This window comes from Streptomyces sp. NPDC101490 (assembly GCF_044767145.1).
Classification (GTDB): Bacteria; Actinomycetota; Actinomycetes; order Streptomycetales; family Streptomycetaceae; genus Streptomyces.
In genome coordinates, this window is the sequence record NZ_JBIWNI010000022.1 from 1 (window position 1) to 23,040 (window position 23,040).

Below are 23,040 nucleotides of genomic sequence, written 5' to 3' on the forward strand. Positions count from 1 at the left end.
TCCGCTACGCCACCCGCATCATCGGCTCCCGCCACTACAAAGCCCGCGGCGTCCTCGAATCCCTCTACACCTTCTTCCAGCCCATCGCCCACCTCGCCACCCTGCTGATCACCCTGATCATGCTGGTGGCGCTGGTGACCGGCGGCGGCGCGGCCGAGGTCCTCCTCACCCTCTGGCCGCTCGCGCTGGCCCTCGCGGTGATCTCCGTCGTCCCCTTCCTGCTCTGGGGTCCGGTCTACCGCCGCGAGTTCGCCCCCGACCGCTCCCGCCTCAAGGGCCTCCTCTGGGGCTTCGCGCTCTGGCTCTACGCCTACCACCTCTTCATCGTCTCCACCCGCGGCTTCGTCCGCCTCGTCCGCGGCAGGACCGGCTGGGCCAAGACCCGCCGCAACGCCGAGACCGCCGGCGTCGGCCCGGTCGCCACGGAGTCCTGAGCGGAGTCCTCCCCCGGGGTACGGCGAAGGGCCCGGAACCGTCGAGACGGTTCCGGGCCCTTCGCCGTGCGCGCGCGTCCCGAGGGACGGTGTACTCAGCCCTGCGGCAGGTTCGCCAGCTGGTTCTGGATGCGGGCGATGTCCTCGTCCGCCTTGGCCAGCCGGTCCTTGATCTTGTCCACGACGTTGTCGGGGGCCTTCGCCAGGAACGCCTCGTTGCTGAGCTTGGCCTCGGCCTGGGCCTTCTCCTTCTCGGCGGCGGCCAGGTCCTTCGAGAGCCGCTTGCGCTCAGCGGCCACGTCGATCGTGCCCGACAGGTCGAGCGCGACCGTGCAGCCCGCGACCGGCAGGGAGGCGGTGGCGGCGAAGCCCTCGCCCTCCGGCTGGAGGCGGAGGATCTGGCGGATGGCGCCCTCGTGCGGGGCGAGCGTGGTGCCGCTCAGGTCCAGGCGGGCCGGGACCTTCTGGCCGTCGTTGAGGCCCTGCTCCTTGCGGAACCGGCGGACCTCGGTGACGACCCGCTGGACCAGCTCGATCTCGCGCTCGGCGGCCTCGTCGCGGAAGCCGCTGTCCTTCGGCCAGTCGGCCACGACCAGCGACTCGCCCCCGGTGAGGGTGGTCCACAGGGTGTCGGTGACGAACGGGACGATCGGGTGCAGCAGCCGCAGCATCACGTCGAGGACCTCGCCGAGGACCCGGCCGGAGACCTTGGCGCCCTCGCCGCCCGCGAAGAACGTGGTCTTCGACAGCTCGACGTACCAGGCGAAGACCTCGTCCCACGCGAAGTGGTAGAGCGACTCGCTCAGCTTGGCGAACTGGAAGTCCTCGTAGTACGCGTCGACCTGCGCGACGGTCTCGTTCAGCCGGGACAGGATCCAGCGGTCGGTCGCCGACATGTCGGAGGCGTCCGGCAGCGGACCCTCGATCGTGGCGCCGTTCATCATCGCGAACCGGGTCGCGTTCCAGATCTTGTTGGCGAAGTTCCGGGACGCCTGGACCCAGTCCTCGCCGATCGGGACGTCGACGCCCGGGTTGGCGCCCTTGGCCAGCGTGAAGCGCAGGGCGTCGGAGCCGTACTTGTCCATCCAGTCGATCGGGTTGACGGTGTTCCCGAACGACTTCGACATCTTCTTGCCGAGCTCGTCGCGGACCATGCCGTGGAACGCGATCGTGCGGAACGGCGGCTGGCCGTCCATCGCGTACAGGCCGAACATCATCATCCGGGCGACCCAGAAGAACATCAGGTCGTAGCCGGTGACCAGGACGGAGTTCGGGTAGAACTTCTCCAGGTCGGGCGTCTTCTCGGGCCAGCCGAGCGTGGAGAACGGCCACAGGCCGGAGGAGAACCAGGTGTCGAGGACATCGGTGTCCTGCGTCCATCCCTCGCCCGTGGGCGGCTCCTCGTCCGGTCCGACGCAGACCAGTTCGCCGTTCGGGCCGTGCCAGACCGGGATCCGGTGGCCCCACCACAGCTGGCGCGAGATGCACCAGTCGTTGAGGTTGTCGACCCAGTCGAAGTAGCGCTGGGACATGTCGGCCGGGTGGATGTCGACCCGGCCGTCACGGACCGCGTCACCGGCGGCCTTGGCGAGGGTCTCGACCTTGACCCACCACTGCAGCGACAGACGCGGTTCCAGCGTCGTCTTGCAGCGGGAGCAGTGGCCGACGGAGTGGACGTAGGGGCGCTTCTCGGCGACGATCCGGCCCTCGGCGCGCAGGGCGGCGACGATCGCGGAACGCGCCTCGAAGCGGTCCAGTCCCTCGAAGGGGCCGTGGACGGTGATCACACCGCGCTCGTCGAGGACCTCGATGGAGTCGAGGCCGTGGCGCTGGCCGATGGCGAAGTCGTTCGGGTCGTGCGCCGGGGTCACCTTGACGGCGCCGGTGCCGAACTCCGGGTCGACATGGGTGTCGGCGACGACCGGGATCGTGCGGTCGGTCAGCGGCAGCTTGATCCGCTTGCCGATCAGACGGGCGTAGCGCTCGTCGTCGGGGTGGACCGCGACGGCGGTGTCGCCGAGCATCGTCTCCGCGCGGGTCGTGGCGACGACGATGGTGTCCTCGCCCTCCCCGTACGTCATCGAGACGAGCTCGCCGTCGTCCTCCTGGTAGTCGACCTCGATGTCGGAGATGGCCGTCAGACAGCGCGGGCACCAGTTGATGATGCGCTCGGCGCGGTAGATCAGACCGTCGTCGAACATCTTCTTGAAGACGGTCTGGACGGCCCGGGACAGCCCCTCGTCCATGGTGAAGCGGTCCCGGCTCCACGCCAGGCCCTCACCGAGGCGCCGCATCTGGCCGGCGATCTGCCCGCCGGACTCGGCCTTCCACTCCCAGACGCGCTCGACGAAGGCCTCGCGGCCCAGGTCGTGGCGGGACTTGCCCTCCTTGGCCAGCTCGCGCTCGACGACGTTCTGGGTGGCGATGCCCGCGTGGTCCATGCCCGGCTGCCACAGCGTCTCGAAGCCCCGCATCCGCGCGCGGCGGGTGAGGGCGTCGATCAGCGTGTGCTCGAAGGCGTGGCCCAGGTGGAGCGAGCCGGTGACGTTCGGCGGCGGGATGACGATGGTGTACGGCGGCTTCTCGCTCTTCGCGTCCGCCTCGAAGTACCCGCGCTCCACCCAGCGCTCGTACAGCGGCCCCTCTACCTCGGCCGGCGCGTACTGGGTCGGCAGTTCGGTGGTGGGCGCTGTCTGCTGCTGAGGGTTCTCGGTCACGGGGCCAGTTTAGGGGTGTCACGGGGTGGTCCTGAAACGCGATTGTTCGGTAACGGTGTGGCACCCGCCGCACTGCCCGGTCGGCGGTTCCGCCAGGATGTCCGGCAGACATAAACATTCTGTGAGGGGAACCTGTCGATGAGCTACAACCAGCCGGGCCCGTACGGCGGCCAGCCGCCCCAGCAGCCCGGCCCCTACGGCCAGCCGGGTCCGTACGGCCAGCCGCAGCAGCCGGGCCCGTACGGCCCGCCGCAGGCGCCCCAGCCGGGATACGGATACCCCCAGCAGGCCCCCCAGGGCGTTCCGCCGCAGCAGCCCCCGCAGGGCCCGTACGGCTACCCGCAGCAGCCGGGTCCCTACGGGCAGCAGCCGCCCTACGGCGCCCCGCAGGGCCCCGGCGGCTACGTGCCGCACCCGCCCGCCCCGAAGAAGTCGAAGGCGGGCTGGATCATCGGCGCGGTCGCGGTGGTCGCGGCGATCGGCGTCGGCGCGTACTTCGTGCTCGGTGGGGGCGGGGGCTCCTCGGTCGCGGATGACGGCCCGCACAAGCTGATCACCCCGGAGACGGTGCTCGGCGAGTACAAGAAGGCACCCGGCAAGGAGGGTTCGACCGACACGAACTCCCTGAAGGAGGCCGAGAAGAACGGGGTGAAGAACGCCAAGGAGGTCGGCGCCTCCTACCAGGTGAAGGACGCGGCCAACCCGCTCGCCGGGAAGATGCTCTCCTTCAACGGGCTGTACGGCGAGATCGCCGACCCGGAGAAGGTCGTCGACGGCGTCTTCGCGGCGGCCAGGGCCGAGGCCGACAAGGACAAGGGCAACCCGGAGGAGCCCGAGCTGGTCGGCAGCCCGCAGGCGTACACGCCGGCCGGGCTCGACGGCGCGGTCCTGAAGTGCCAGCAGGCGAAGACCAAGCCGAACGCGGCGAACGGCACGCCCGCGTTCTCCATGACGATGTGCGCCTGGGCCGACCACTCGACGGTGGGCTTCGTCGTCCCCGTCGACATGGCGTCCATGATCGCGGGCAAGTCCGGTGCGGCCGAGGACGCCGCCGCCCTCACCGCACAGCTCCGCAAGGAGGTCCGCGTCAAGCTCTGACCGGATTCCGCTCCCCGTCGTCCCGGACACGGACACGGAAGAGGGGGTCCCGCCTCGGGCGGGACCCCCTCTTCACCGTTTCCGGTGGCTACGCCGACTTCTCGTGCCTGCCGTCGTTCTTCACGATCCTCGGGACCAGCGTCGGGTTCACGTTGTTGCGGACGACGTCCGCCGTGATGACGACCCGGGCCACGTCCTTGCGGGACGGGACCTCGTACATCACCGACTGGAGGACCTCCTCCATGATGGCGCGCAGACCGCGCGCGCCGGTGCCGCGCAGGATCGCCTGGTCGGCGATGGCCTCCAGGGCCGGGCGGTCGAAGTCCAGCTCCACACCGTCGAGTTCGAAGAGGCGCTGGTACTGCTTCACCAGTGCGTTGCGCGGCTCGACGAGGATCTGGAGGAGTGCCTCGCGGTCCAGGTTGTGCACCGAGGTGATCACGGGGAGACGGCCGATGAACTCGGGGATCATCCCGAACTTCACCAGGTCCTCCGGCATGACCTCCTGGAACTGGTCGCTCGCCTCGATCTCGCGCTTCGAGCGGATGGTCGCCCCGAAGCCGATGCCCTTGGAGCCCGCCCGCGACTCGATGATCTTCTCCAGGCCGGCGAAGGCGCCGCCCACGATGAAGAGCACGTTCGTCGTGTCGATCTGGATGAACTCCTGGTGCGGGTGCTTCCGTCCGCCCTGCGGCGGCACGGAGGCGGTGGTGCCCTCCAGGATCTTCAGCAGGGCCTGCTGCACGCCCTCGCCGGAGACGTCCCGGGTGATCGACGGGTTCTCGCTCTTCCGGGCGACCTTGTCGATCTCGTCGATGTAGATGATCCCGGTCTCGGCCTTCTTGACGTCGTAGTCGGCCGCCTGGATCAGCTTCAGCAGGATGTTCTCGACGTCCTCGCCGACATAGCCGGCCTCCGTCAGCGCCGTCGCGTCGGCGATGGCGAACGGGACGTTGAGCATGCGGGCCAGGGTCTGCGCGAGCAGCGTCTTGCCCGAGCCCGTGGGGCCCAGTAGGAGGATGTTGGACTTGGCCAGTTCGATGGCGTCGTCCCGGCTCTGCCCGCCGCCGTTCTCACCGGCCTGGACCCGCTTGTAGTGGTTGTAGACCGCGACCGAGAGGGCCTTCTTCGCGGGCTCCTGCCCGACGACGTACCCCTCGAGGAACTCGTAGATCTCGCGGGGCTTGGGAAGTTCCTCCCAGCGCACCTCGCTCGTCTCCGCGAGTTCTTCCTCGATGATCTCGTTGCAGAGGTCGATGCACTCGTCGCAGATGTACACACCGGGACCCGCGATGAGCTTCTTCACCTGCTTCTGGCTCTTTCCGCAGAACGAGCACTTGAGCAGGTCGCCGCCATCACCGATGCGTGCCACGAGGTGCTTCCCCTTCGCCTGGGAGCGCCTGGTTCAGCGACTCCTGGTGCCTCATATTCGACGGTACCTTGCCGGGCCCCTCGTTCGGGCCCCCCTTGGCACGGTTCACATGGTCGTGATTCAGCCACAAGGACCGTGCCAGGGGAAGGTCGGGCGTCAGTGTCCCGCGGAGGCCGTGCTCTTGCGGGTCGAGATGATCTGGTCGACCAGGCCGTACGCCAGGGCGTCCTCGGCCGTCAGGATCTTGTCACGCTCGATGTCCTCGCGGATCTTCTCGATCGGCGTGGTCGAGTGCTTGGCCAGCATGCTCTCCAGCTGGTCGCGCATCCGGAGGATCTCCCGGGCCGCGATCTCCAGGTCGGAGAGCTGCTCGCGGCCGGTGCCGCCGGACGGCTGGTGGATCAGCACACGGGCGTTCGGCAGGGCCATCCGCTTGCCGGGGGTGCCCGCGGCGAGCAGCACGGCCGCGGCGGAGGCCGCCTGGCCCATGCAGACCGTCTGGATGTCCGGCTTCACGAACTGCATCGTGTCGTAGATCGCCGTCAGCGCGGTGAAGGAGCCACCGGGGCTGTTGATGTAGATCGAGATGTCACGGTCGGGGTCCATCGACTCCAGGCAGAGGAGCTGGGCCATGACGTCGTTGGCGGAGGCGTCGTCGATCTGCACGCCGAGGAAGATCACGCGCTCCTCGAACAGCTTCGCGTACGGGTCGTACTCGCGGACGCCCTGCGAGGTGCGCTCGACGAAGCGGGGCACGACGTAGCGGTTGTCCATCGGCGCGCCGGTGTAGAGGCCGCTCGGGGAGAGGTTGTTCTGCATCTGGGTGTTCACCGTCCTGGTGGCGTTCGGCGGGGGGCTGGGGCTCTGCTGCGGGCGGCCGGCGCTCAGGCGCCCGTGCCGCCGCCGCCCGGAACACCCGCGGCGTGCGTGATGATGTCGTCGATGAGGCCGTAGTCCTTGGCCTCCTCCGCGGTGAACCAGCGGTCGCGGTCGCCGTCGCGGATGATCGCGTCGACGGTCTGGCCGGAGTGGTGCGCGGTGATCTCGGCCATCCGCCTCTTCGTGCGGAGCAGGTACTCGGCCTGGATCTTGATGTCGGAGGCCGTGCCGCCGATGCCGGCGGAGCCCTGGTGCATCAGGATGTCGGTGTTCGGCAGGGCGAAGCGCTTGCCGGGGGTGCCGCCGGTGAGCAGGAACTGGCCCATGGACGCCGCCATGCCCATACCGATGGTGACGACGTCGTTCGGGATGTACTGCATGGTGTCGTAGACGGCCATGCCGGCCGTCACCGAGCCACCGGGGCTGTTGATGTAGAGGAAGATGTCCTTCTCCGGGTCGGCGGCCAGGAGGAGCATCTGAGCGGTGATCTTGTTGGCGATGTCATCGTCGACCTGCTGGCCGAGGAAGATGATCCGCTCGCCGAGCAGCCGGTTGTAGACATGGTCGCCGAGGCCGCCACCGATGGACGGCTCACCCGCGGCGTAAGGCTTCAGATTCGTCACGTATCCACCTGCTCGTCTCCGACGGCCGGGGCCGTCTCAGCGTCTCGTTCAGAGGGCACTGCCCTCGTATTCATGGACCCTAACGCGCAGGTGGGACAACGCCATCCCGGTTCCCGAACTGTTCGCTGGGAGCGCAAGGTAGTTGGGGACGTGTAAGTGGCCGCGGGAACGCGCGGGGGCGGCCCGTGGCCCCGGGAACGCCCACGGGCCCGCGCGCACCGGAGTGCGCGCGGGCCCGTGGGGCGGGGTCCGCGGGGTGCGGAGGCCCTTACTTGTCCTCGGAGACCTCGGCCTCGCCGGTGACGGCCTCGACGGCCTCGGCGGCGGTCTCGACCTCGTCCTCGTCGTCCGACAGGTCCACGACCTCGCCGTTGCTGTCGACGACCTTGGCGGCCTCGACGACGACCGCGAGGGCCTTGCCGCGGGCGACCTCGCCGACGAGCATCGGCACCTGGCCGCCCTGGGCCACGGCCTGGGCGAACTGGTCGGGGCTCATGCCGGAGGAGGCGGCGCGGCGGAACAGGTGCTCCGTCAGCTCTTCGCGGGAGACGTCGAGCTTCTCCTTGTTGACGAGCTCATCGAGGATGAACTGCGTCTTGATGCCCTTCTCGGCCTGCTCCTGGGTCTCCGCCAGGAACTCTTCCTCGGTCTTGCCCTGGATCTCCAGGTACTTGGCGAGGTCGATGCCCATCTGGCCGAGCTGGTGGTGCTCCAGGTTGTGCTTGCGGGTGTTGATCTCGTCCTCGAGAAGCTTCTCGGGCATCGGGACCTCGACCAGCTTGAGGAGCTCGTCGAGGACGCGCTCCTGGGCCTGGGTGGCCTGGTCGAACTGCTTCATGTTCTCGAGGCGCTTGCGGCTGTCGGCCTTCAGCTCGTCGAGGGTGTCGAACTCCGAGGCGAGCTGCGCGAACTCGTCGTCCAGCGCGGGGAGCTCACGGGCGGCGACGGCGGTGACCTTGACGGTGACCTCCGCGTCCTTGCCCTCGGCGGAGCCGCCCTTGAGCTGGGAGCTGAAGGTGGCCTCGCCACCGGCCTCCAGGCCCTTGACGGCCTCGTCGATGCCGTCGAGCAGCTCGCCCGAGCCGATGGTGTACGAGACGCCGTCGGCGACACCGTCGGGCAGCACCTCGCCGTCGACCTTGGCCTGCAGGTCCACGGTGATGACGTCGCCGTCCTGGGCGGCGCGCTCGACCGGGGAGGTCGAGGCGAAGCGCTCGCGGAGCTGCTCCACGGACTTCTCGACGTCCTCGTCGGTGACCTCGACCGCGTCGACGGTGACCTCGATGCCGGAGTAGTCCGGGATCTCGATCGTCGGGCGGATGTCGACCTCGGCGGTGAAGGCCAGCAGTTCGCCGTCCTTCAGCTCGGTGATGTCGACCTCGGGCTGGCCGAGCGGGTTGACCTCGGCCTCGTTGACGGCCTCGGTGTAGAACTTCGGGAGCGCGTCGTTGACGGCCTCTTCCAGCACGGCGCCGCGGCCGAACCGCTGGTCGATCACGCGAGCAGGGATCTTGCCCTTACGGAAGCCCTTGACCGTGACCTGCTGGTTGATCTTCTTGTACGCCGCGTCGAGGCTGTCCTTGAGCTCCTCGAAGGGCACCTCGACAGTGAGCCGAACCCGAGTCGGGTTCAGGGTCTCCACGGCGCTCTTCACGGTTCGGTCTCCTTGTGGCTGATTCCTGGAATCCACCGGTGCCGCGTGTAGCGGTCCCGGCGGGTCGGCCCGGTCAGAAAGACACACGGGCACGCAGCTTGCATAGTAACCGCAAGCGGGTTGACGCCCACAACGTGATCAAGAGCGCGCGGGGTCCGCGCGTGATCGTCATGGTCGGGGTGGCGGGATTTGAACCCACGGCCTTCCGCTCCCAAAGCGGACGCGCTACCAAGCTGCGCCACACCCCGTCGGTGCGACACGTAGGGTACATGGACGGGGACCGTGCGGCGCCCCCGGTTTTCCGGGTGTGCGCGAACCCCCCGCGAACCGCTAACATGCTCCTCGTGCCGCGGTCCTCGTGACCTGCGGCGCGATGCCGTGCGGGTGTAGCTCAATGGTAGAGCACTAGTCTTCCAAACTAGCTACGCGGGTTCGATTCCCGTCACCCGCTCCACGCGCCCTCGGGGCCGGTCCGGAGAGTCTCTCCCGGACCGGCCCCGAGGCGTTTCCCGGCTCCGGCCGCCCCCCGCTCCGCGCCTGACGGCCCGCCGTATTCCCCGTGCCCGATGTCAGAGGTTCCGGTTACGTTCTCCCCGACGATCAAGATCGAAGGGGAGGGGAACGTCATGACCGGAAGGACGAGGCGGCCGACCGCGGTGGCCGCGCTGGCGCTGGCCTGTGCGGCGGGACTGCTCGGCGGCGGGACCGCTCGGGCGGCCGAGGTCCCGTACACGGCGGCCGGGCCCACGGCGCTGCCCGGCGGCTGCGCGACCGGCGGTGCGCTGCCGTGGGTGGGGAACACGGATCTGTCGCTGTCGGTGGACGTGGCGGGCCCGGAGGACGGCGGCCTGCTGGAGGCCCGCTTCCGGCTGTGGAGGGCGGGCGCGGAGACGACGCCGGTCGTCGAGGTCCCGGTGTCGGTGTCGGCCGGCTCCACGGCCAGGCTCCAGATACGGAGGGAGCAGGTCCCGGCCGAGGGTCCCTACTGGTGGCAGGCCAGGGTCGAGGGACCCGCCGGGGTCTCCGCGTGGACGGCTCCCTGCGGGTTCTCCACCGACCACACCGCTCCCGCGGACCCGGTGGTCGAGTTCCTGGACCCCCGGCCGAACAACAACGCGGCCCCGTCCGGCACCGTCCGGACGGTCCGCGCCACCCTGCCCCCGGGGACGGAGGCCTCGTACCTCTGCCTCGACCCGCTCGCCACGACCGGCACGTACGCCTGCGCGGAGGGCGAGCGGGTCCCGGTCGGCGCGGACGGGACGGCCACGGCCACCTTCGTCACCCCGGAGCGCACCGGTCCGGCGCGCGTGTGGGTACGGGCCTTCGACCGGGCGGGCAACACGTCGTCGGCGGTGTCCGCCGACTACTGGGTGACCTCGCCGGTCCCGCAGCCCTTCGGCGACCACGACGGCGACGGCCGGCCCGATCTGCTCGGGGTGGACGCGGCCGGGCGCCTGACGCTCCTCGCGGGCCGCGCCGGGGGCGGTTTCGCCGACCCGGTGACGGCGGACGCGCGGGACTGGTCCGGCGCGCTCGTGGCGCGGGCCGGGTGGCTGGTCAACCGGTACGGGCCGCAGCACGCGAACGACACCCGCAACGACCTGCTGGCCCTCCGGGACGGGAAGCTGTCCGCGTACCCCGGTGACGGCGCGGGCGGTTTCGGGGCTCCGGTGGAGGTCGCCGGGTACGACTGGTCCGGGGTGACCCGGATCGCCGTCCGCCCCGAGGACTACGCGTACCCCGGTCTGCTGGCGGTCGAGGACGGGCGGCTGCTCTACTTCGACCTGCGCCCGGGCGCGCAGGGCCTGCGGGTCGGCTCCCCGACCGTCCTCGCCACCGGCGGGTGGGCGTCGAAGGAGCTCCTCGTCTCGAACGCGGGCCACGGAGCCGTCCTGGCGAGCTTCTGGGCGCGGGACGCTGTGAACGGCACGCTGGAGCACTTCGGCGTGGACTACGGGCAGCAGCAGGACCCGTACGACCTGGTGGCGCCGGTGACGGTGGGGGCCTCGGGGTGGACCGGGCAGCAGTCGCCCTCGGTCGTGCCGGTCGGTGACCTGGACGGGGACGAGCGGATCGACCTCGTCACCGCGGACGCCTCGGGCGGACTCGCGCTGCGTCCCGTGGCGGCGGACGGGACGCCGGGTGCCCCGGTGACCGTGCCGGGCACGGTTCCGGCCGGAACCCGCCTGTTCTGACCGCGGGTGGACGACGGGCGCCCGCCGGATCCTCCGGCGGGCGCCCGTCGTCGTTCAGAACTTGATGGACCCGACCGTCTGCGTTATCGAGTCGAGGAAGCGCTGGATGTCGTCGGCCATGCCGGTGGAGGCGAGGAAGAAGCCGAAGAGGATGGCGACCACGGCCGGTCCCGCCTTGAGGTTCCCCCCGCGGATCAGCACCACCAGGATGATCGCCAACAGCAACACCACAGACAGTGAAATGGCCACGACTGATCACACCCTCGCTCGGTCCCGCTCTGCCCACCAGGGAGCCCGGGCCCCCGAACTCCCCCCGCTGCTCCCCATGGTGCCACCAACCCCCCTGCCCACGCTGCCGGGTGACGAACCGTCGTGCTGAAGATCACGTCGCCGGACGGGAGACGAGCAGTAGGGCACGGTCGTCGTTGACGTCCTTGGCGACGGCCTCGATGAGGTGCCAGGCGACGCCCTCGAAGCCCTCGGCGACACAGCGGTCGGCCTCGCCGGTGAGGCGGTCGATGCCCTCGTCGATGTCCCGGTCGGCGGCCTCGACCAGGCCGTCGGTGAAGAGCATGAGGACGTCCCCGGGGCGCAGGGAACCCTTGACGGGGTGGAACTCGGCGCCGTCGTAGACGCCGAGGAGGGGGCCTTCGGCGGCCTTCTCCTCCCAGCGTCCGCTGCCCGCGTGGAGCTGGAGGGCGGGCAGGTGGCCCGCCGAGAAGAGTTCGTAGTCGCCGGATTCCAGGTCGAGGACGAGGTGGATGGAGGTGGCGAAGCCCTCGTCCCAGTCCTGGCGGAGCAGATAGCCGTTGGCGGCGGGCAGGAAGCCGTGCGGCGGGAGCGAGCCGAGGAGTCCGCCGAAGGCGCCGGAGAGCAGCAGGGAGCGGGAGGCCGCGTCCATGCCCTTGCCGGAGACGTCGGTGAGGACGACTTCCAGGGTGCGGCCGCCGTGGGTGCGGGCGGCGACGACGAAGTCCCCGGAGAAGGACTGGCCGCCGGCCGGGCGCAGGGCCATCTCGCGGTGCCAGCCCTTGGGGAGCCGGGGCAGGGCGCTCTGCACCCGGATGCGTTCGCGCAGGTCGAAGAGCATGGTGCCGCCGCGCCGCCACGGCACGCCGACCCTCGCCCGGAACTGGGCGATGAGCAGTCCGAAGAGGCCGCAGGCCGCGACCACGAGGACGGTGCCGGGGGTGACCCGGGCGGGGCCCTGGGTGTAGGGGCCGAGGACGACGGACTCGACGATGAGGGCGCCCGCGGCGGCCGCGTACAGGCCGAGCAGGCTGGCGGGGCGCAGCAGCAGTCCACCGGCCACGATGGGCAGGACCAGGGCGGCGGGCGCGCACCAGACGGGGTCATAGAGGGTGGCGCAGGCGATGGCGGGGACGGTCAGGAGGAGTCCGGCGAGGGCGAGGCGGTCGGAGCCGTCGCCGCGGAAGTAGTCGACGCCGGATTTGCGCAGCGCGGTGCGGACCCGGCGGACGCGTCTGCGCAGCCGGGCCGCGTACGTGCTCACTCCGGCGCGGTGTCCCATTGGCCTGGACCCTATCGATCCATCCGGGTTCCGTGCAGGGGTACCCCGGTGACAAGGTGCGGGAAATCGGGTCGCCCCGGGCAGATGGCACTGATATCGATGGCATATGACGAATGAACTGCGGGTGCTGGACCCGAATGACTGGGACCGCTGGTACGAGGTGCTGGAGCTGGCGTTCGGCGGGGTGCCCGAGGAGCCGGAGGAGCGGGCGCTCTGGAAGGACCTGACGGAGCCGGAGCGGTTCCTGGGGATGTGGGACGGGGATCTGCCGGTGGGGACGGCGGGGGCGTTCTCGTTCCGGCTGACCGTGCCGGGCGGGGCTTCGGTACCGGCGGCCGGGGTGACGATGGTGAGCGTGGCGGGGACGCACCGCAGGCGCGGGATCCTGACCTCGATGATGCGGCGGCAGCTGGACGACGTACGGGCGTGGGGCGAGCCGCTGGCGGTGCTCACGGCGTCGGAGCCGGAGATCTACGGCCGGTTCGGGTACGGCGCGGCGGCGTTCGCGTCCCGTGCGGTGATCGACATGACACGGGTGCGGCTGACGGTGCCGGAGGGCACGGACGGGGTGACGCTGCGGGCGGCTTCGCCGGCGGAGTCCTCGGCGGTGTGCGAGGAGGTCTACGCGCGCCTCGTGCCGTCGCGGCCGGGGATGCTGGCGCGGCTGCCGGGCTGGGAGCGGCTGCCGCTGCTGGATCCGGCGGGGAGCCGGGAGGGGGCCTCGCCCCGGCAGGTCGTGCTGGCGGAGCGGGACGGCCGGGTGGTGGGTTTCGCGCACTACGCGGTGAAGCCGGACTGGTCGGCGGGGGGACCGGACGGTTCGGTGTGGGTGCATCAGCTCGCGGCGCTCGACCCGGCGGCGGAGGCGGCGCTGTGGCGGTTCGTGTGCTCGGTGGACCTGACGGCGCGGGTGCGGTTCGTGGGGCGGCCGGTCGACGACACCTGGCAGTACCTGGTGTCGGACATACGGCGCTGTGAGCCGACGCTGCGGGAGTCGCTGTTCGTGCGGCTGGTGGACGTGGGCGGGGCGCTGGAGGCGCGGACGTACCAGACCCCGGTGGACGTGGTGTTCGAGGTGACGGACGCGTTCTGTCCGTGGAACGAGGGGCGGTGGCGGCTGACCGGGGACACGAAGGGCGCGCGGTGCGTGCGGACCGGGGACGCGCCGGATCTGGCCCTGTCGGTGAAGGAGTTGGGCTCGGCCTATCTGGGCGGGGTGTCGCTGGTGTCGCTCGCGGCGGCCGGGCGGGTGCGGGAGCTGCGGGAGGGCGCGCTGACGGAGGCGTCCGTGGCGTTCGGCTCCCCGGTGGCGCCCTGGCTGCCGCACGGCTTCTGAGGGACTCCTGGGGGCGGGCGTCCGTGACGGCCGCCCCCGGCCGGGGTGGGTTCTCGACGGCCCGGCCCGTGCGGGTCACGGGCCCGGCCGCCCGGCCCGAGCGGCTGTCCGGCCCGGTGGCACGGCCCCGGAGCAGGCCGGTCCCGGCGCCCGGGTCGTCCAGCTCGTCCGGGTCGTACAGCTCGTCCGGGGCATGGTTCCAGCCACCGTGCCCGTACGGGTGCCGGTCCCGGAGGCCCCTACGAGTCACGGGCACGGGTCCGGTCGGGTCACCGGATCGGTCCCGTGCCCGTGACTCGTAGGGCCCGTGCGGGCTCCGGGCCGGGCGTTCCGGGTGTCACGCCTGCTGGCAGGTGGGGCACCAGAAGAGGTTGCGGGCGGCGAGGTCCGCGGTGCGGACGGGGGTGCCGCACAGCAGGCAGGGCTGCTGTGCGCGGCGGTAGACGTACACCTCGCCGCCGTGGTCGTCGACGCGCGGGGGGCGGCCCATGGCCTCGGGGGTGTGCTCGGGGCGGACGGTGTCGATGCGGTTGAGCCGGACGCCTTCGCGCATGAGGGCGGCGAGGTCGGTCCAGATCGCGTCCCATTCGCGCGCGGTGAGGTCCTTCCCCGCGCGGTAGGGGTCGATGCCGTGCCGGAAGAGCACTTCGGCGCGGTAGACGTTGCCGACGCCCGCGATGACCTTCTGGTCCATGAGGAGGGCGGCGACGGTGCTGCGGGAGCGGGAGATCCGGCGCCAGGCGCGGTCGGGGTCGTCGCCGTCGCGGAGCGGGTCGGGGCCGAGGCGCTCGTGTATCGCGGCCTTCTCGGCGTCCGTGACGAGGGCGCAGGTGGTGGGGCCGCGCAGGTCGACGTATCCCCCGGTGTTCGCAAGGCGCAGCCGGACGGTGTCGGTGGGCGGCGGGGCGGGGGCGTCGCCGAAGGCCACCTTGCCGAAGAGGCCGAGGTGGATGTGGACCCAGCCGGTGCCGGGGAAGCCGAGGAAGAGGTGCTTTCCGTGGGCCTCGGCGGTCTCCAGGACGGCGCCGTCGAGGAGGGCGGCGGAGCCGCTGAACCTGCCCTGGGGGCTGGTGACGCTCACGGACCGGCCGCCGAACCGTTCCCGGTGGTCGGCGGCCAGTCGGTGGATGGTGTGCCCTTCGGGCATCAGGCGGTGGGCTCCTGCGGGTGGTGGGCCGGGATCGGGGGGAGCTCGCCGGTGTTCTCGTAGGCGGTGAGCATGTCGATCCGGCGGGTGTGGCGTTCGTCACCGGAGTACGGGGTGTTCAGGAAGATCTCGACGAACTTGGTCGCCTCTTCCCGGGTGTGCATCCGGCCGCCGACCGAGACGACGTTGGCGTTGTTGTGCTCGCGTCCGAGGGCGGCGGTCTGCTCGCTCCAGGCGAGGGCGGCGCGCACCCCCTTCACCTTGTTGGCGGCGATCTGCTCGCCGTTGCCGGAGCCGCCGATGACGATGCCCAGGGCGTCCGGGTCCGCGGCCGTCCGCTCGGCGGCGCGCAGGCAGAACGGCGGGTAGTCGTCGAGGGCGTCGTAGATGTGGGGACCGCAGTCGACGGGCTCGTGTCCCTGTGCGGTGAGCCACTCGACAAGGTGGTTCTTGAGTTCGAAGCCGGCGTGGTCGGAACCGATATAGACGCGCATGATGCCGAGTGTGGCACGTCAGGGGCCGGGTAGCAGGCAGCGGGGTCGGGACGTTCTTCCGGCCTGGTACGGACCTTCGACTCTCGCGAGGTCGCCCTACAACGATTCGGAATACACCATTCCGATCATCCCCGTCCCTGGGGTTTCATGCTCGGGCTCGCACCCCGAGCGACCCCCCACTCATGAGGAAGCGTCGATGAACACGCAACCGACCCTGACGAAGGACGACGGGGAGACCGGCACCACCGGCGCTCCGGACTCCTCCGACGGCCTCAAGGCCGGACTCAAGAACCGCCATCTGTCGATGATCGCCATCGGCGGTGTCATCGGCGCCGGGCTCTTCGTCGGCTCCGGCTCCGGCATCGCCGCCGCCGGGCCCGCGATCCTCCTCTCGTACGCGCTCGTCGGCGCCATGGTCGTCTTCGTGATGCGGATGCTGGGCGAGATGGCCGCCGCCCGGCCGTCCTCCGGCTCCTTCTCCGCCTACGCGGACCAGGCCCTGGGCCGCTGGGCCGGTTTCAGCATCGGCTGGCTCTACTGGTTCTTCTGGGTCGTCGTCCTCGCGGTCGAGGCGACGGCGGGCGCCAAGATCCTGGAGGGCTGGATCCCGGCGGTCCCGCAGTGGGCCTGGGCGCTGATCGTGATGGTGGTGCTCACCGCGACGAACCTGGCGTCGGTGGCCTCGTACGGTGAATTCGAATTCTGGTTCGCCGGGATCAAGGTCGTGGCGATCGGCGCGTTCGTCGCGATCGGGCTGCTGGCCGTCTTCGGGGTGCTCCCCGGCTCGGACAACCCGGGCGCCGGGTTCGCGCACCTCACCGACGCCGGGGGCTTCTTCCCGATGGGCGCGGGCGCGATCCTCACCGGAGTGCTGATGGTCGTCTTCTCCTTCATGGGCAGCGAGATCGTCACCCTGGCCGCCGGTGAGTCGGAGGACCCGCAGCGGGCCGTGACGAAGGCCACCAACAGCGTGATCTGGCGGATCGGCGTCTTCTACCTGGGCTCGATCCTCGTCGTCCTGACCCTGCTGCCGTGGAACGACAAGTCGATCCTGGAGAAGGGCTCGTACGTCGCCGCCCTCGACTCCATCGGCATCCCGCACGCCGGTCAGGTGATGAACGTGATCGTCCTGACGGCGGTGCTCTCCTGCCTGAACTCGGGCCTCTACACCGCCTCCCGGATGGCCTTCTCGCTCGGGCGGCGGGGGGACGCGCCGAAGTCCTTCGCGCGGGTGAACAAGCGGGGCGTGCCGCAGGCGGCGATCCTCGGCTCGGTCGTCTTCGGCTTCGTCGCGGTCTTCTTCAACTACAAGTGGCCCGACACCGTCTTCGCCTTCCTCCTGAACGCCTCCGGCGCGGTGGCGCTCTTCGTCTGGCTGGTCATCTGCGTGACCCAGCTGAGGATGCGCGGCATCATCCTGCGCGAGTCGCCGGAGAAGCTGGTGGTGCGGATGTGGCTCTTCCCGTATCTGACCTGGGCGACCATCGCCATGATCGTCTTCGTGCTCGGCTACATGCTGTACGACGGCGGGAGCGCCCGGGAGCAGGTCGTGCTCTCGCTCCTGGTGGCCGCGCTGGTGATCGTGGTGGCGCTGGTCCGCGAGCGGTTCGCGAAGGCCGCCGCGCGCCGGTAGCCGCCGGGTGCTCCGGCATACGGAAGGGCCCGCGGCTCCGAGGAGCGGCGGGCCCTTCCGTATGCCTGCGGGGTCTCAGCCCTTGCGGCCGACCAGCTTCCAGGCGGCCGGGAGGGCGCCCATGGCGAGGGCCGCCTTGAGGGCGTCGCCGAGGAGGAACGGGACGAGGCCGGCGGCGACCGCCTGGCCGAGAGTCATGCCGGTGGCGAGGGCCAGGTAGGGCACGCCGACCGCGTAGATGATCGCGGAGCCCAGGAGCATGGCGCCCGCCGTGCGCGGCACCGAGCGGTCGGCGCCGCGCCGGGCCAGGGCGCCGACGACGGTCGCGGCCAGCAGCATGCCGAGGACATAGCCGAAGGACGGCATGGCGTAGCCGGAGGAGGACTGCGCGAACCACGGCACGCCCGCCATGCCCACGACCGTGTAGAGGGCGAGGGCGAGGAAGCCGCGGCGGGCGCCGAGGGCGGTGCCGACGAGCAGGGCGGCGAAGGTCTGCCCGGAGACGGGGACCGGGGAGCCGGGGACCGGGACGGAGAGCTGCGCGGCGAGGCCGGTGAGGGCGGCGCCGCCGAGCACCAGCGCGATGTCGCGGGTGCGGCTCGCGGGGAGCAGATCGGCGAGGACGGTGCCCGCACGGAGGGTACGGGCGGGGGTGGCGGCGGTGCTCATCGGTACTCCGCGGGGTGAGGGTGAGGGGGACAGGTTGACGGTATGCCAGGAGTGAACGCCCGATCACCGTCAGCCGCCGACAAAGCCCGAGCCGAGCGCTTCATCAGGTTTCGACAAAGGGCGGGATGCATACCTCGCGCCACGTGACCCTCGTCACTGGCAACTCGCTGGGAGACGCCCCTTTTGCACCGGAGGGAGGTCAGCGGAGAGACTGTGGAGTCCCCATAAAGTGTCATCTCCCCGAGAGCGCGAGCCCCCCACCATGCGCGACGACCCGTCGTCCTCCCCGGTCAGCGGACCGGAGCCCCTCTCCCCTGGACCGGAGCCCCTCTCCCACGGTCTGAAGCAGCGTCATCTGACGATGCTGGGGCTCGGCGGTGTCATCGGTGCCGGGCTCTTCGTCGGCTCCGGCGCGGGCATCGCGGTCGCCGGGCCCGGGATCGTCGTCTCGTACCTGATCGCCGGGACGCTCGCGATGCTGGTCATGCGGATGCTGGGCGAGATGTCGGCGGCGATGCCCGCCTCGGGGGCGTTCTCGGTGCACGCCGAGCGGGCGCTGGGCCGGTGGGCGGGCTTCTCGGTGGGCTGGCTGTACTGGTTCCTCCTCGTGGTGGTCCTCGCGGTGGAGGCGACCGGCGCCGCGCGGATCGCGCACGGCTGGGTGCCGGGGGTCCCGCAGTGGGGCTGGGTGCTGCTCTTCATGGTGGTGTTCACCCTCGCCAACCTGGCGGCGGTGAAGAACTTCGGTGAGTTCGAGTTCTGGTTCGCCGCCCTGAAGGTCGGCGCGATCGTGCTCTTCCTGGTCCTCGGGCTGCTGGCGATCGTGGGGTGGCTGCCGGACACGGACCCGGTGGGGCTGGCGAACCTGACGGGACAGGGCGGTTTCCTGCCGAACGGCTGGTCCGGGGTGGTCTCCGGGGTCCTCGTGGTCGTCTTCGCCTTCGGCGGCCTGGAGATCGTCACGATCGCGGCGGCGGAGTCCGACGACCCGGCGCGGAACGTGGCGCGGGCGGTGCGCAGCACGGTCTGGCGGATCCTCTTCTTCTACGTGGGCTCGGTGCTGGTCATCGTGACGCTGCTGCCGTGGACCTCGATGGAGCCGGGCGAGTCGCCGTACGTGGCGGTGCTGGACGCGATCGGGGTGCCCGGCGCGGGCCAGATCATGAACGTGGTGGTGTTCGTGGCGCTGCTCTCGGCGCTCAACGCGAACCTGTACGGCTCCTCGCGGATGGTGTTCTCGTTGGCGGAGCGGGGCGAGGCGCCGAAGGGGCTGCTGCGGATCTCGCGCGGGGGCGTGCCGCGCCGGGCGGTGCTCGCCTCGGTGGCCTTCGGTTTCGTCTCCGTCCTGCTCAATCTGAGGTGGCCGGACTCCGTCTTCCTCTACATGCTGAACGCGGTCGGCGCGGTGCTGCTGTTCGTCTGGGCGCTGATCGCGGTCTCGCAGCTGCGGCTGCGGCGCCGGATCGAGCGGGAGGCGCCGGAGACGCTGACGCTGCGGATGTGGTGCTTCCCGTGGCTGACCTGGGTGGCGCTCGCGGCGATGGGGGCGGTCCTCGTGCTGATGCTGACGGACGAGGCGGCCCGGCCGCAGGTGCTGTGGTCGGCTGCGGCGACCGGGGCGGTGCTCCTGGTGGCATGGGTGCGGGAACTGCGCACGAAACGGAACTAGGGCGTGTTTCGAAAGTCCCGCCTGCCTGGCGACGCCTGGCACGCACGCTCGCCGCATTGTCGGGATCACCCCGATACATCCAGTATCGGGGCGACCCTCCGCCTTGCGATCGCACGCACCAGACGCCGCCAGGCCTGCCCTCCGGGCAGACGACGCCACTTTCGAAACACGCCCTAGACCTTCACCCTGTGTGAGGCCAGTGCCCGTATAGCGGACTCGGGTTCCCTGTGAGCGGGGTGCGTGACCACACTGTGGGCTCTCCCCGTCTCAGCTAGTGAACAGGGTTCGCCCATGTCCCGGACCACCGCGCCCGCGCCGACCGACCGCGAGGACGGCCCGCCCGCCTCTTCCGAGGGTCTCGCGCACGGCCTCAAGCAGCGCCATCTGTCGATGATCGCCCTCGGTGGCGTCATCGGCGCCGGGCTCTTCGTCGGCTCCGGCGCGGGCATCGCCGCCGCCGGACCCTCGATCGTGATCGCCTACGCGCTCTCCGGCGTGCTCGTGATGCTCGTGATGCGGATGCTCGGCGAGATGTCCGCCGCGAACCCCGCCTCCGGTTCCTTCTCGGTGCACGCCGAGCGGGCCTTCGGCCCCTGGGCGGGCTTCACCTCCGGCTGGGCGTTCTGGTTCCTGCTCTGCGTGGCCGTCGGCCTGGAGGGCATCGGCGCGGCCAAGATCATGACCGGCTGGTTCCCGGGCAGCCCCGAGTGGGCCTGGGTGGCGCTGTTCATGGTGGTCTTCACGGTCACCAACCTGGCGGCGGTGAAGAACTTCGGTGAGTTCGAGTTCTGGTTCCAGCTCCCCGAAGCATCCGGGCAGCCCGCGTAGCGAGACAGACCAGATTCACCTATCTCGCCCAATACGGGCATCACGGACATTCGTTGAGCCAGAGCCACCATGACTCGAACTCACGGATGGAAGAACAAGTGGCCTACCGCAAGGGACATGACATCGCCCCCGCGCTCCTGGCGTGGCGGGACGAACGCGTACGGCTGGGTGGTGGCCCCGGCGGCGCGGAGAAGTCCATGCGCAACGTGTCCGCCGTCGCATGGGGACTCGGCATCGGGACCGCGCCTGACCAGCTTCCTGACAACGCCCTGGAGCTTTACGCCCGCACGTACCCCGGGCGCCTGAGCCCTTCCTCGATGGCCTCGTACCGCTCCGCGCTGGACCAGTGGAAGCGCTACCAGGCGCAAGGACACCTGTCCCTGGACCGCGCACCCATGTCCAGCTACGTCATCCCGGAAGAGCACGGGATGCCGGTACTGCCTCATCCCTCGTTGCAGAAGTGGCACCGGATCATGCGCACGGACATGAAGGTGCGGACGACTCTCACCGCGTACATGCGGATCGTGCTCGGCGTGATGGAAGCGGCGGGGAAGGACGACCCGCTGACCCTCGATGAGGAAGACGTCCAGGACTACATCTGTCACCGGATCATCGAACGCGAACGGATCGGAAAAAAGCTTTCAGCGTCCCGGCATGACGTCTATCTCGCCGCCGTCCGGCGCTGCTTCCGGGATCTCAAGCGCGCCAAGGACGACCCGACCGCCGATATCAAGCGGCTGCGCCGCCGGGGGGACTCCGTACCCACCCCCGTACCGCCCGCCAGCGTCGTGACCAAGCTCCACGCCGCCGCAGTCGGGGACATGATGAGCAGCGACGCCCGTGTCAGTGCGACCGGCCGGATGATGTGGCTGCTGACTGCGCAGATGAGCGGTATGGGCTTCCGAGTCTCGACCGCCGCCCGAACCTTCCCCCGGGACGACATGAGCTTCGACGGAGAGCACTACTGGCTCGTGCCGCAGTTCCTGAAGGGCCGGGCCGGGCGCCCGCTCCCCGAGCACCCCGTGCCGGAACACATCGCCCTGGAGATCCTTTCCAACTGGCGTGAAGGGGAGTCGCTGGTGCCCCTGGAGTGGAGCGTCCAGAACACGGCGGAGAGGTGGCGCGCGTGGGCCCTCTCTCACGGGATCGCGGACGTCCGCCCCCACATGCTCCGCGCGTACTGGATTGACGAGATGATCGAACTGACCGGGGACCTGGAGAGCGTGAGCGTGGCCGCCGACCACAAGGACATCAAGACCACCGTCGGGTACCGCGTCCGCCGTATCCGCCGGGCCACGCTCCCCGCGCTGCGTAGCTTCGGCACGGACATGCCCGCGCGCGTGCCCACCCAGCGGAGCGGCGACGCCGACATGTCCAATGTGAAGCTGTTCCGCGCGCCGTCCGCGTAGCACCGACCCGAGGAGAGAACGTGAGCAGCTACCGGCCGCAGTACTACGTGAGCGAGTACGCGCACGTGGGTGAGGCGTGGCTCGCTTGGGCCGCCGCCGAGTACGAGCGAGAAATGGCGTTCATGGACACCATCGGCCACGTCCGGATGACGTGGGACTACCACGCAAGCGCTGAGCGTGCGGCGGACGACCTGTGGGAAGCCGCCGAACTGGAGAAGGCTGAGGCGTGGCTCATGCGCCCGCGCCGAGAGACCGTCTGACCCTGTACGTGACCTGAGGGGGCCCGTACGTCATCCCCATGACGTACGGGCCCCTTCGGCGTACTCCGGCGCGCGCCCGGCCGTCGCCCCGTGCAGCATCGGGCCATGACCACAGTCGCGCTCGCCGCCGTCCTCTCACAGGCTCTCGTGATGCTCGTCCTGGCCGTCCTGGTCGGCGTGATGGCGACCCGGCTCATGCCGCCGCGCCCCGTGGCCGTGCCGGACGCCGTGACGGCCCCGGACGCGTCCGGCGCCCCCACATCCCGGGGGCGTCTTCATCCGGCTACCGCATGGCCCCGGGCGGGATGACGCCCTCGCGTGGCTGCTGCTCGTCGCCGGGACGGCCGTGGTCGCCGTCGGGCTGCTGTTCATCGTGCTGAGCTGAGAGAGGGAGGCATCGTGCCGCAGTCGGAGCCGCGCCCGTACACGATCGTTGGGGGGCCCCTGGATGGCTACAGCCTGACCCTGCCCGCCGCAGTCGGTGACCCGCTGCGCCTGGAGTGCAGGTGGACCACGGGCGCGTACTTGCCCGTGGAGGTCCCCGCCGAGGGTGAGTGGGACGCGTCGGTGGTGCTGCACTGGCGCTCCGACTGACCCGCCCGGCGGTGCTCGCCGCGCGGGCCGTCGCCCGCAGTGCTTCACTGAGGGCACACCGGCCGCACACCGGGTGAGGACAGGGTCCGGCGCATCGAGGGCGCCGGACCCTGTGACGTGTCTGGAGGTGGGCGATGCCGTCCGCGCTGAGCGAGCAGGGCTCCACCGCGCAGTGGCGCCGCACCCGCGCGGCCGTCCTCGCCGAGGAACCGTGGTGCCGCTGGTGTGGGGGGCCCGCCGCCGAGGTGGACCACATCATCCCGCGCCGCTTCGGGGGCGACGACCGCCGGGAGAACCTGGCCGCGTCGTGTCAGCCGTGCAATCTCGCGCGTGAACAGGGGCACTACAACGCGCCGCCGTCGCGCGACTGGTGACGGCCGCGCCGCCGCCGCGCCGCCCCCGATTTTTTGAGCCACCGACGCGGACGGACACCCCGCGCCCCCCTGTTTTCTCTCCCCGGGCAAGAGGGGGGGGTCCCGCTCCAACGCGCGCCAAGTG

General features: G+C 70.7%; 20 protein-coding genes, 2 tRNA genes and 2 pseudogenes. 13 read left to right on the forward strand and 11 right to left on the reverse strand.

Going from position 1 to position 23,040, the window contains the following annotated elements; genetic code table 11:
• Nucleotides 1–434: pseudogene (locus tag ACIRQY_RS28945) on the forward strand (glycosyl transferase); the annotation flags it as partial.
• 95 nt (nt 435–529) lie between these two features.
• On the opposite strand, the gene ACIRQY_RS28950 reads toward ACIRQY_RS28945, so the two are convergent.
• Nucleotides 530–3,151, reverse strand: coding sequence for a valine--tRNA ligase (locus tag ACIRQY_RS28950; protein WP_403930683.1), 2,622 nt, complete (start codon nt 3,149–3,151; stop codon nt 530–532).
• Nucleotides 3,152–3,289: 138 nt separating this feature from the next.
• On the opposite strand from ACIRQY_RS28950, the gene ACIRQY_RS28955 reads away from it, so the two are divergent.
• On the forward strand, nt 3,290–4,249 hold the full coding sequence (locus tag ACIRQY_RS28955; protein ID WP_403930685.1) for a hypothetical protein: 960 nt from the start codon (nt 3,290–3,292) through the stop codon (nt 4,247–4,249).
• Between the two features lie 88 nt (nt 4,250–4,337).
• Here the strand turns inward: ACIRQY_RS28955 and clpX are convergent, their stop codons facing one another.
• The 5 genes from clpX to ACIRQY_RS28980 form a co-directional block, all read right to left on the reverse strand.
• Entirely contained in the window at nt 4,338–5,621 is a 1,284-nt protein-coding gene (clpX, locus tag ACIRQY_RS28960; RefSeq protein ID WP_351791901.1) for an ATP-dependent Clp protease ATP-binding subunit ClpX, read from the reverse strand.
• A 156-nt stretch (nt 5,622–5,777) separates the two neighbouring features.
• On the reverse strand, nt 5,778–6,440 hold the full coding sequence (locus ACIRQY_RS28965) for an ATP-dependent Clp protease proteolytic subunit (protein ID WP_351791904.1): 663 nt from the start codon (nt 6,438–6,440) through the stop codon (nt 5,778–5,780).
• A 65-nt stretch (nt 6,441–6,505) separates the two neighbouring features.
• Nucleotides 6,506–7,123 carry an ATP-dependent Clp protease proteolytic subunit gene (locus ACIRQY_RS28970; RefSeq protein ID WP_351791907.1) on the reverse strand — a complete coding sequence of 206 codons (618 nt, stop codon included), beginning with the start codon at nt 7,121–7,123 and terminating at the stop codon, nt 6,506–6,508.
• A gap of 268 nt (nt 7,124–7,391) precedes the next feature.
• Complete coding sequence (gene tig, locus ACIRQY_RS28975; protein WP_351791909.1) at nt 7,392–8,777, reverse strand: trigger factor; 1,386 nt, start codon at nt 8,775–8,777, stop codon at nt 7,392–7,394.
• A 171-nt stretch (nt 8,778–8,948) separates the two neighbouring features.
• Nucleotides 8,949–9,025 (reverse strand) — tRNA-Pro (locus ACIRQY_RS28980).
• Between the two features lie 132 nt (nt 9,026–9,157).
• Between ACIRQY_RS28980 and ACIRQY_RS28985 the strand changes: the two genes are divergently transcribed.
• Both ACIRQY_RS28985 and ACIRQY_RS28990 read left to right on the forward strand, forming a co-directional pair.
• Nucleotides 9,158–9,231: transfer RNA gene (locus tag ACIRQY_RS28985), tRNA-Gly, on the forward strand.
• Between the two features lie 172 nt (nt 9,232–9,403).
• Nucleotides 9,404–10,972 (forward strand): hypothetical protein, encoded by a 1,569-nt coding sequence (locus tag ACIRQY_RS28990; RefSeq protein ID WP_403930688.1) that lies wholly within the window; start codon nt 9,404–9,406, stop codon nt 10,970–10,972.
• A 54-nt stretch (nt 10,973–11,026) separates the two neighbouring features.
• On the opposite strand, the gene ACIRQY_RS28995 is transcribed toward ACIRQY_RS28990, so the two are convergent.
• Entirely contained in the window at nt 11,027–11,221 is a 195-nt protein-coding gene (locus ACIRQY_RS28995) for a hypothetical protein (RefSeq protein WP_351791915.1), read from the reverse strand.
• A 133-nt stretch (nt 11,222–11,354) separates the two neighbouring features.
• Nucleotides 11,355–12,503 carry a PP2C family protein-serine/threonine phosphatase gene (locus ACIRQY_RS29000; protein WP_351791918.1) on the reverse strand — a complete coding sequence of 383 codons (1,149 nt, stop codon included), beginning with the start codon at nt 12,501–12,503 and terminating at the stop codon, nt 11,355–11,357.
• 106 nt (nt 12,504–12,609) lie between these two features.
• On the opposite strand from ACIRQY_RS29000, the gene ACIRQY_RS29005 reads away from it, so the two are divergent.
• Entirely contained in the window at nt 12,610–13,839 is a 1,230-nt protein-coding gene (locus tag ACIRQY_RS29005; protein WP_403930689.1) for a GNAT family N-acetyltransferase, read from the forward strand.
• Nucleotides 13,840–14,176: 337 nt separating this feature from the next.
• On the opposite strand, the gene ACIRQY_RS29010 is transcribed toward ACIRQY_RS29005, so the two are convergent.
• Together ACIRQY_RS29010 and ACIRQY_RS29015 are read right to left on the reverse strand one after the other, a co-directional pair.
• A complete protein-coding gene (locus tag ACIRQY_RS29010) occupies nt 14,177–14,986 on the reverse strand; it encodes an Fpg/Nei family DNA glycosylase (protein WP_403930691.1) in 810 nt (269 codons plus the stop codon).
• On the reverse strand, nt 14,986–15,480 hold the full coding sequence (locus ACIRQY_RS29015; protein ID WP_403930693.1) for a ribose-5-phosphate isomerase: 495 nt from the start codon (nt 15,478–15,480) through the stop codon (nt 14,986–14,988). Before ACIRQY_RS29015 ends, ACIRQY_RS29010 begins: the two co-directional genes overlap by 1 nt.
• A gap of 196 nt (nt 15,481–15,676) precedes the next feature.
• Here ACIRQY_RS29015 and ACIRQY_RS29020 point away from each other — a divergent pair, with 196 nt between their 5' ends.
• Complete coding sequence (locus ACIRQY_RS29020; protein WP_351791930.1) at nt 15,677–17,113, forward strand: amino acid permease; 1,437 nt, start codon at nt 15,677–15,679, stop codon at nt 17,111–17,113.
• Nucleotides 17,114–17,188: 75 nt separating this feature from the next.
• Here ACIRQY_RS29020 and ACIRQY_RS29025 read toward each other — a convergent pair whose 3' ends face one another.
• Nucleotides 17,189–17,782 carry a biotin transporter BioY gene (locus ACIRQY_RS29025; protein WP_351791933.1) on the reverse strand — a complete coding sequence of 198 codons (594 nt, stop codon included), beginning with the start codon at nt 17,780–17,782 and terminating at the stop codon, nt 17,189–17,191.
• A 262-nt stretch (nt 17,783–18,044) separates the two neighbouring features.
• Between ACIRQY_RS29025 and ACIRQY_RS29030 the strand changes: the two genes are divergently transcribed.
• The 7 genes and pseudogenes from ACIRQY_RS29030 to ACIRQY_RS29060 all read left to right on the forward strand — a co-directional run bounded on the left by ACIRQY_RS29030 (nt 18,045) and on the right by ACIRQY_RS29060 (nt 22,916).
• On the forward strand, nt 18,045–19,451 hold the full coding sequence (locus ACIRQY_RS29030; RefSeq protein WP_403930809.1) for an amino acid permease: 1,407 nt from the start codon (nt 18,045–18,047) through the stop codon (nt 19,449–19,451).
• A 291-nt stretch (nt 19,452–19,742) separates the two neighbouring features.
• A pseudogene (locus ACIRQY_RS29035) lies at nt 19,743–20,246 on the forward strand (amino acid permease); the annotation flags it as partial.
• 131 nt (nt 20,247–20,377) lie between these two features.
• A complete protein-coding gene (locus tag ACIRQY_RS29040) occupies nt 20,378–21,688 on the forward strand; it encodes a tyrosine-type recombinase/integrase (RefSeq protein WP_403930695.1) in 1,311 nt (436 codons plus the stop codon).
• Between the two features lie 20 nt (nt 21,689–21,708).
• The gene (locus ACIRQY_RS29045) at nt 21,709–21,948 is read left to right on the forward strand and encodes a hypothetical protein (protein ID WP_403930697.1); all 240 of its coding nucleotides are present in this window, start codon (nt 21,709–21,711) and stop codon (nt 21,946–21,948) included.
• Nucleotides 21,949–22,053: 105 nt separating this feature from the next.
• A complete protein-coding gene (locus ACIRQY_RS29050; RefSeq protein WP_403930699.1) occupies nt 22,054–22,257 on the forward strand; it encodes a hypothetical protein in 204 nt (67 codons plus the stop codon).
• Between the two features lie 90 nt (nt 22,258–22,347).
• On the forward strand, nt 22,348–22,542 hold the full coding sequence (locus ACIRQY_RS29055; RefSeq protein ID WP_403930701.1) for a hypothetical protein: 195 nt from the start codon (nt 22,348–22,350) through the stop codon (nt 22,540–22,542).
• Nucleotides 22,543–22,676: 134 nt separating this feature from the next.
• Nucleotides 22,677–22,916 carry an HNH endonuclease gene (locus ACIRQY_RS29060; RefSeq protein WP_403930703.1) on the forward strand — a complete coding sequence of 80 codons (240 nt, stop codon included), beginning with the start codon at nt 22,677–22,679 and terminating at the stop codon, nt 22,914–22,916.
• Nucleotides 22,917–23,040 lie beyond the last annotated feature (124 nt).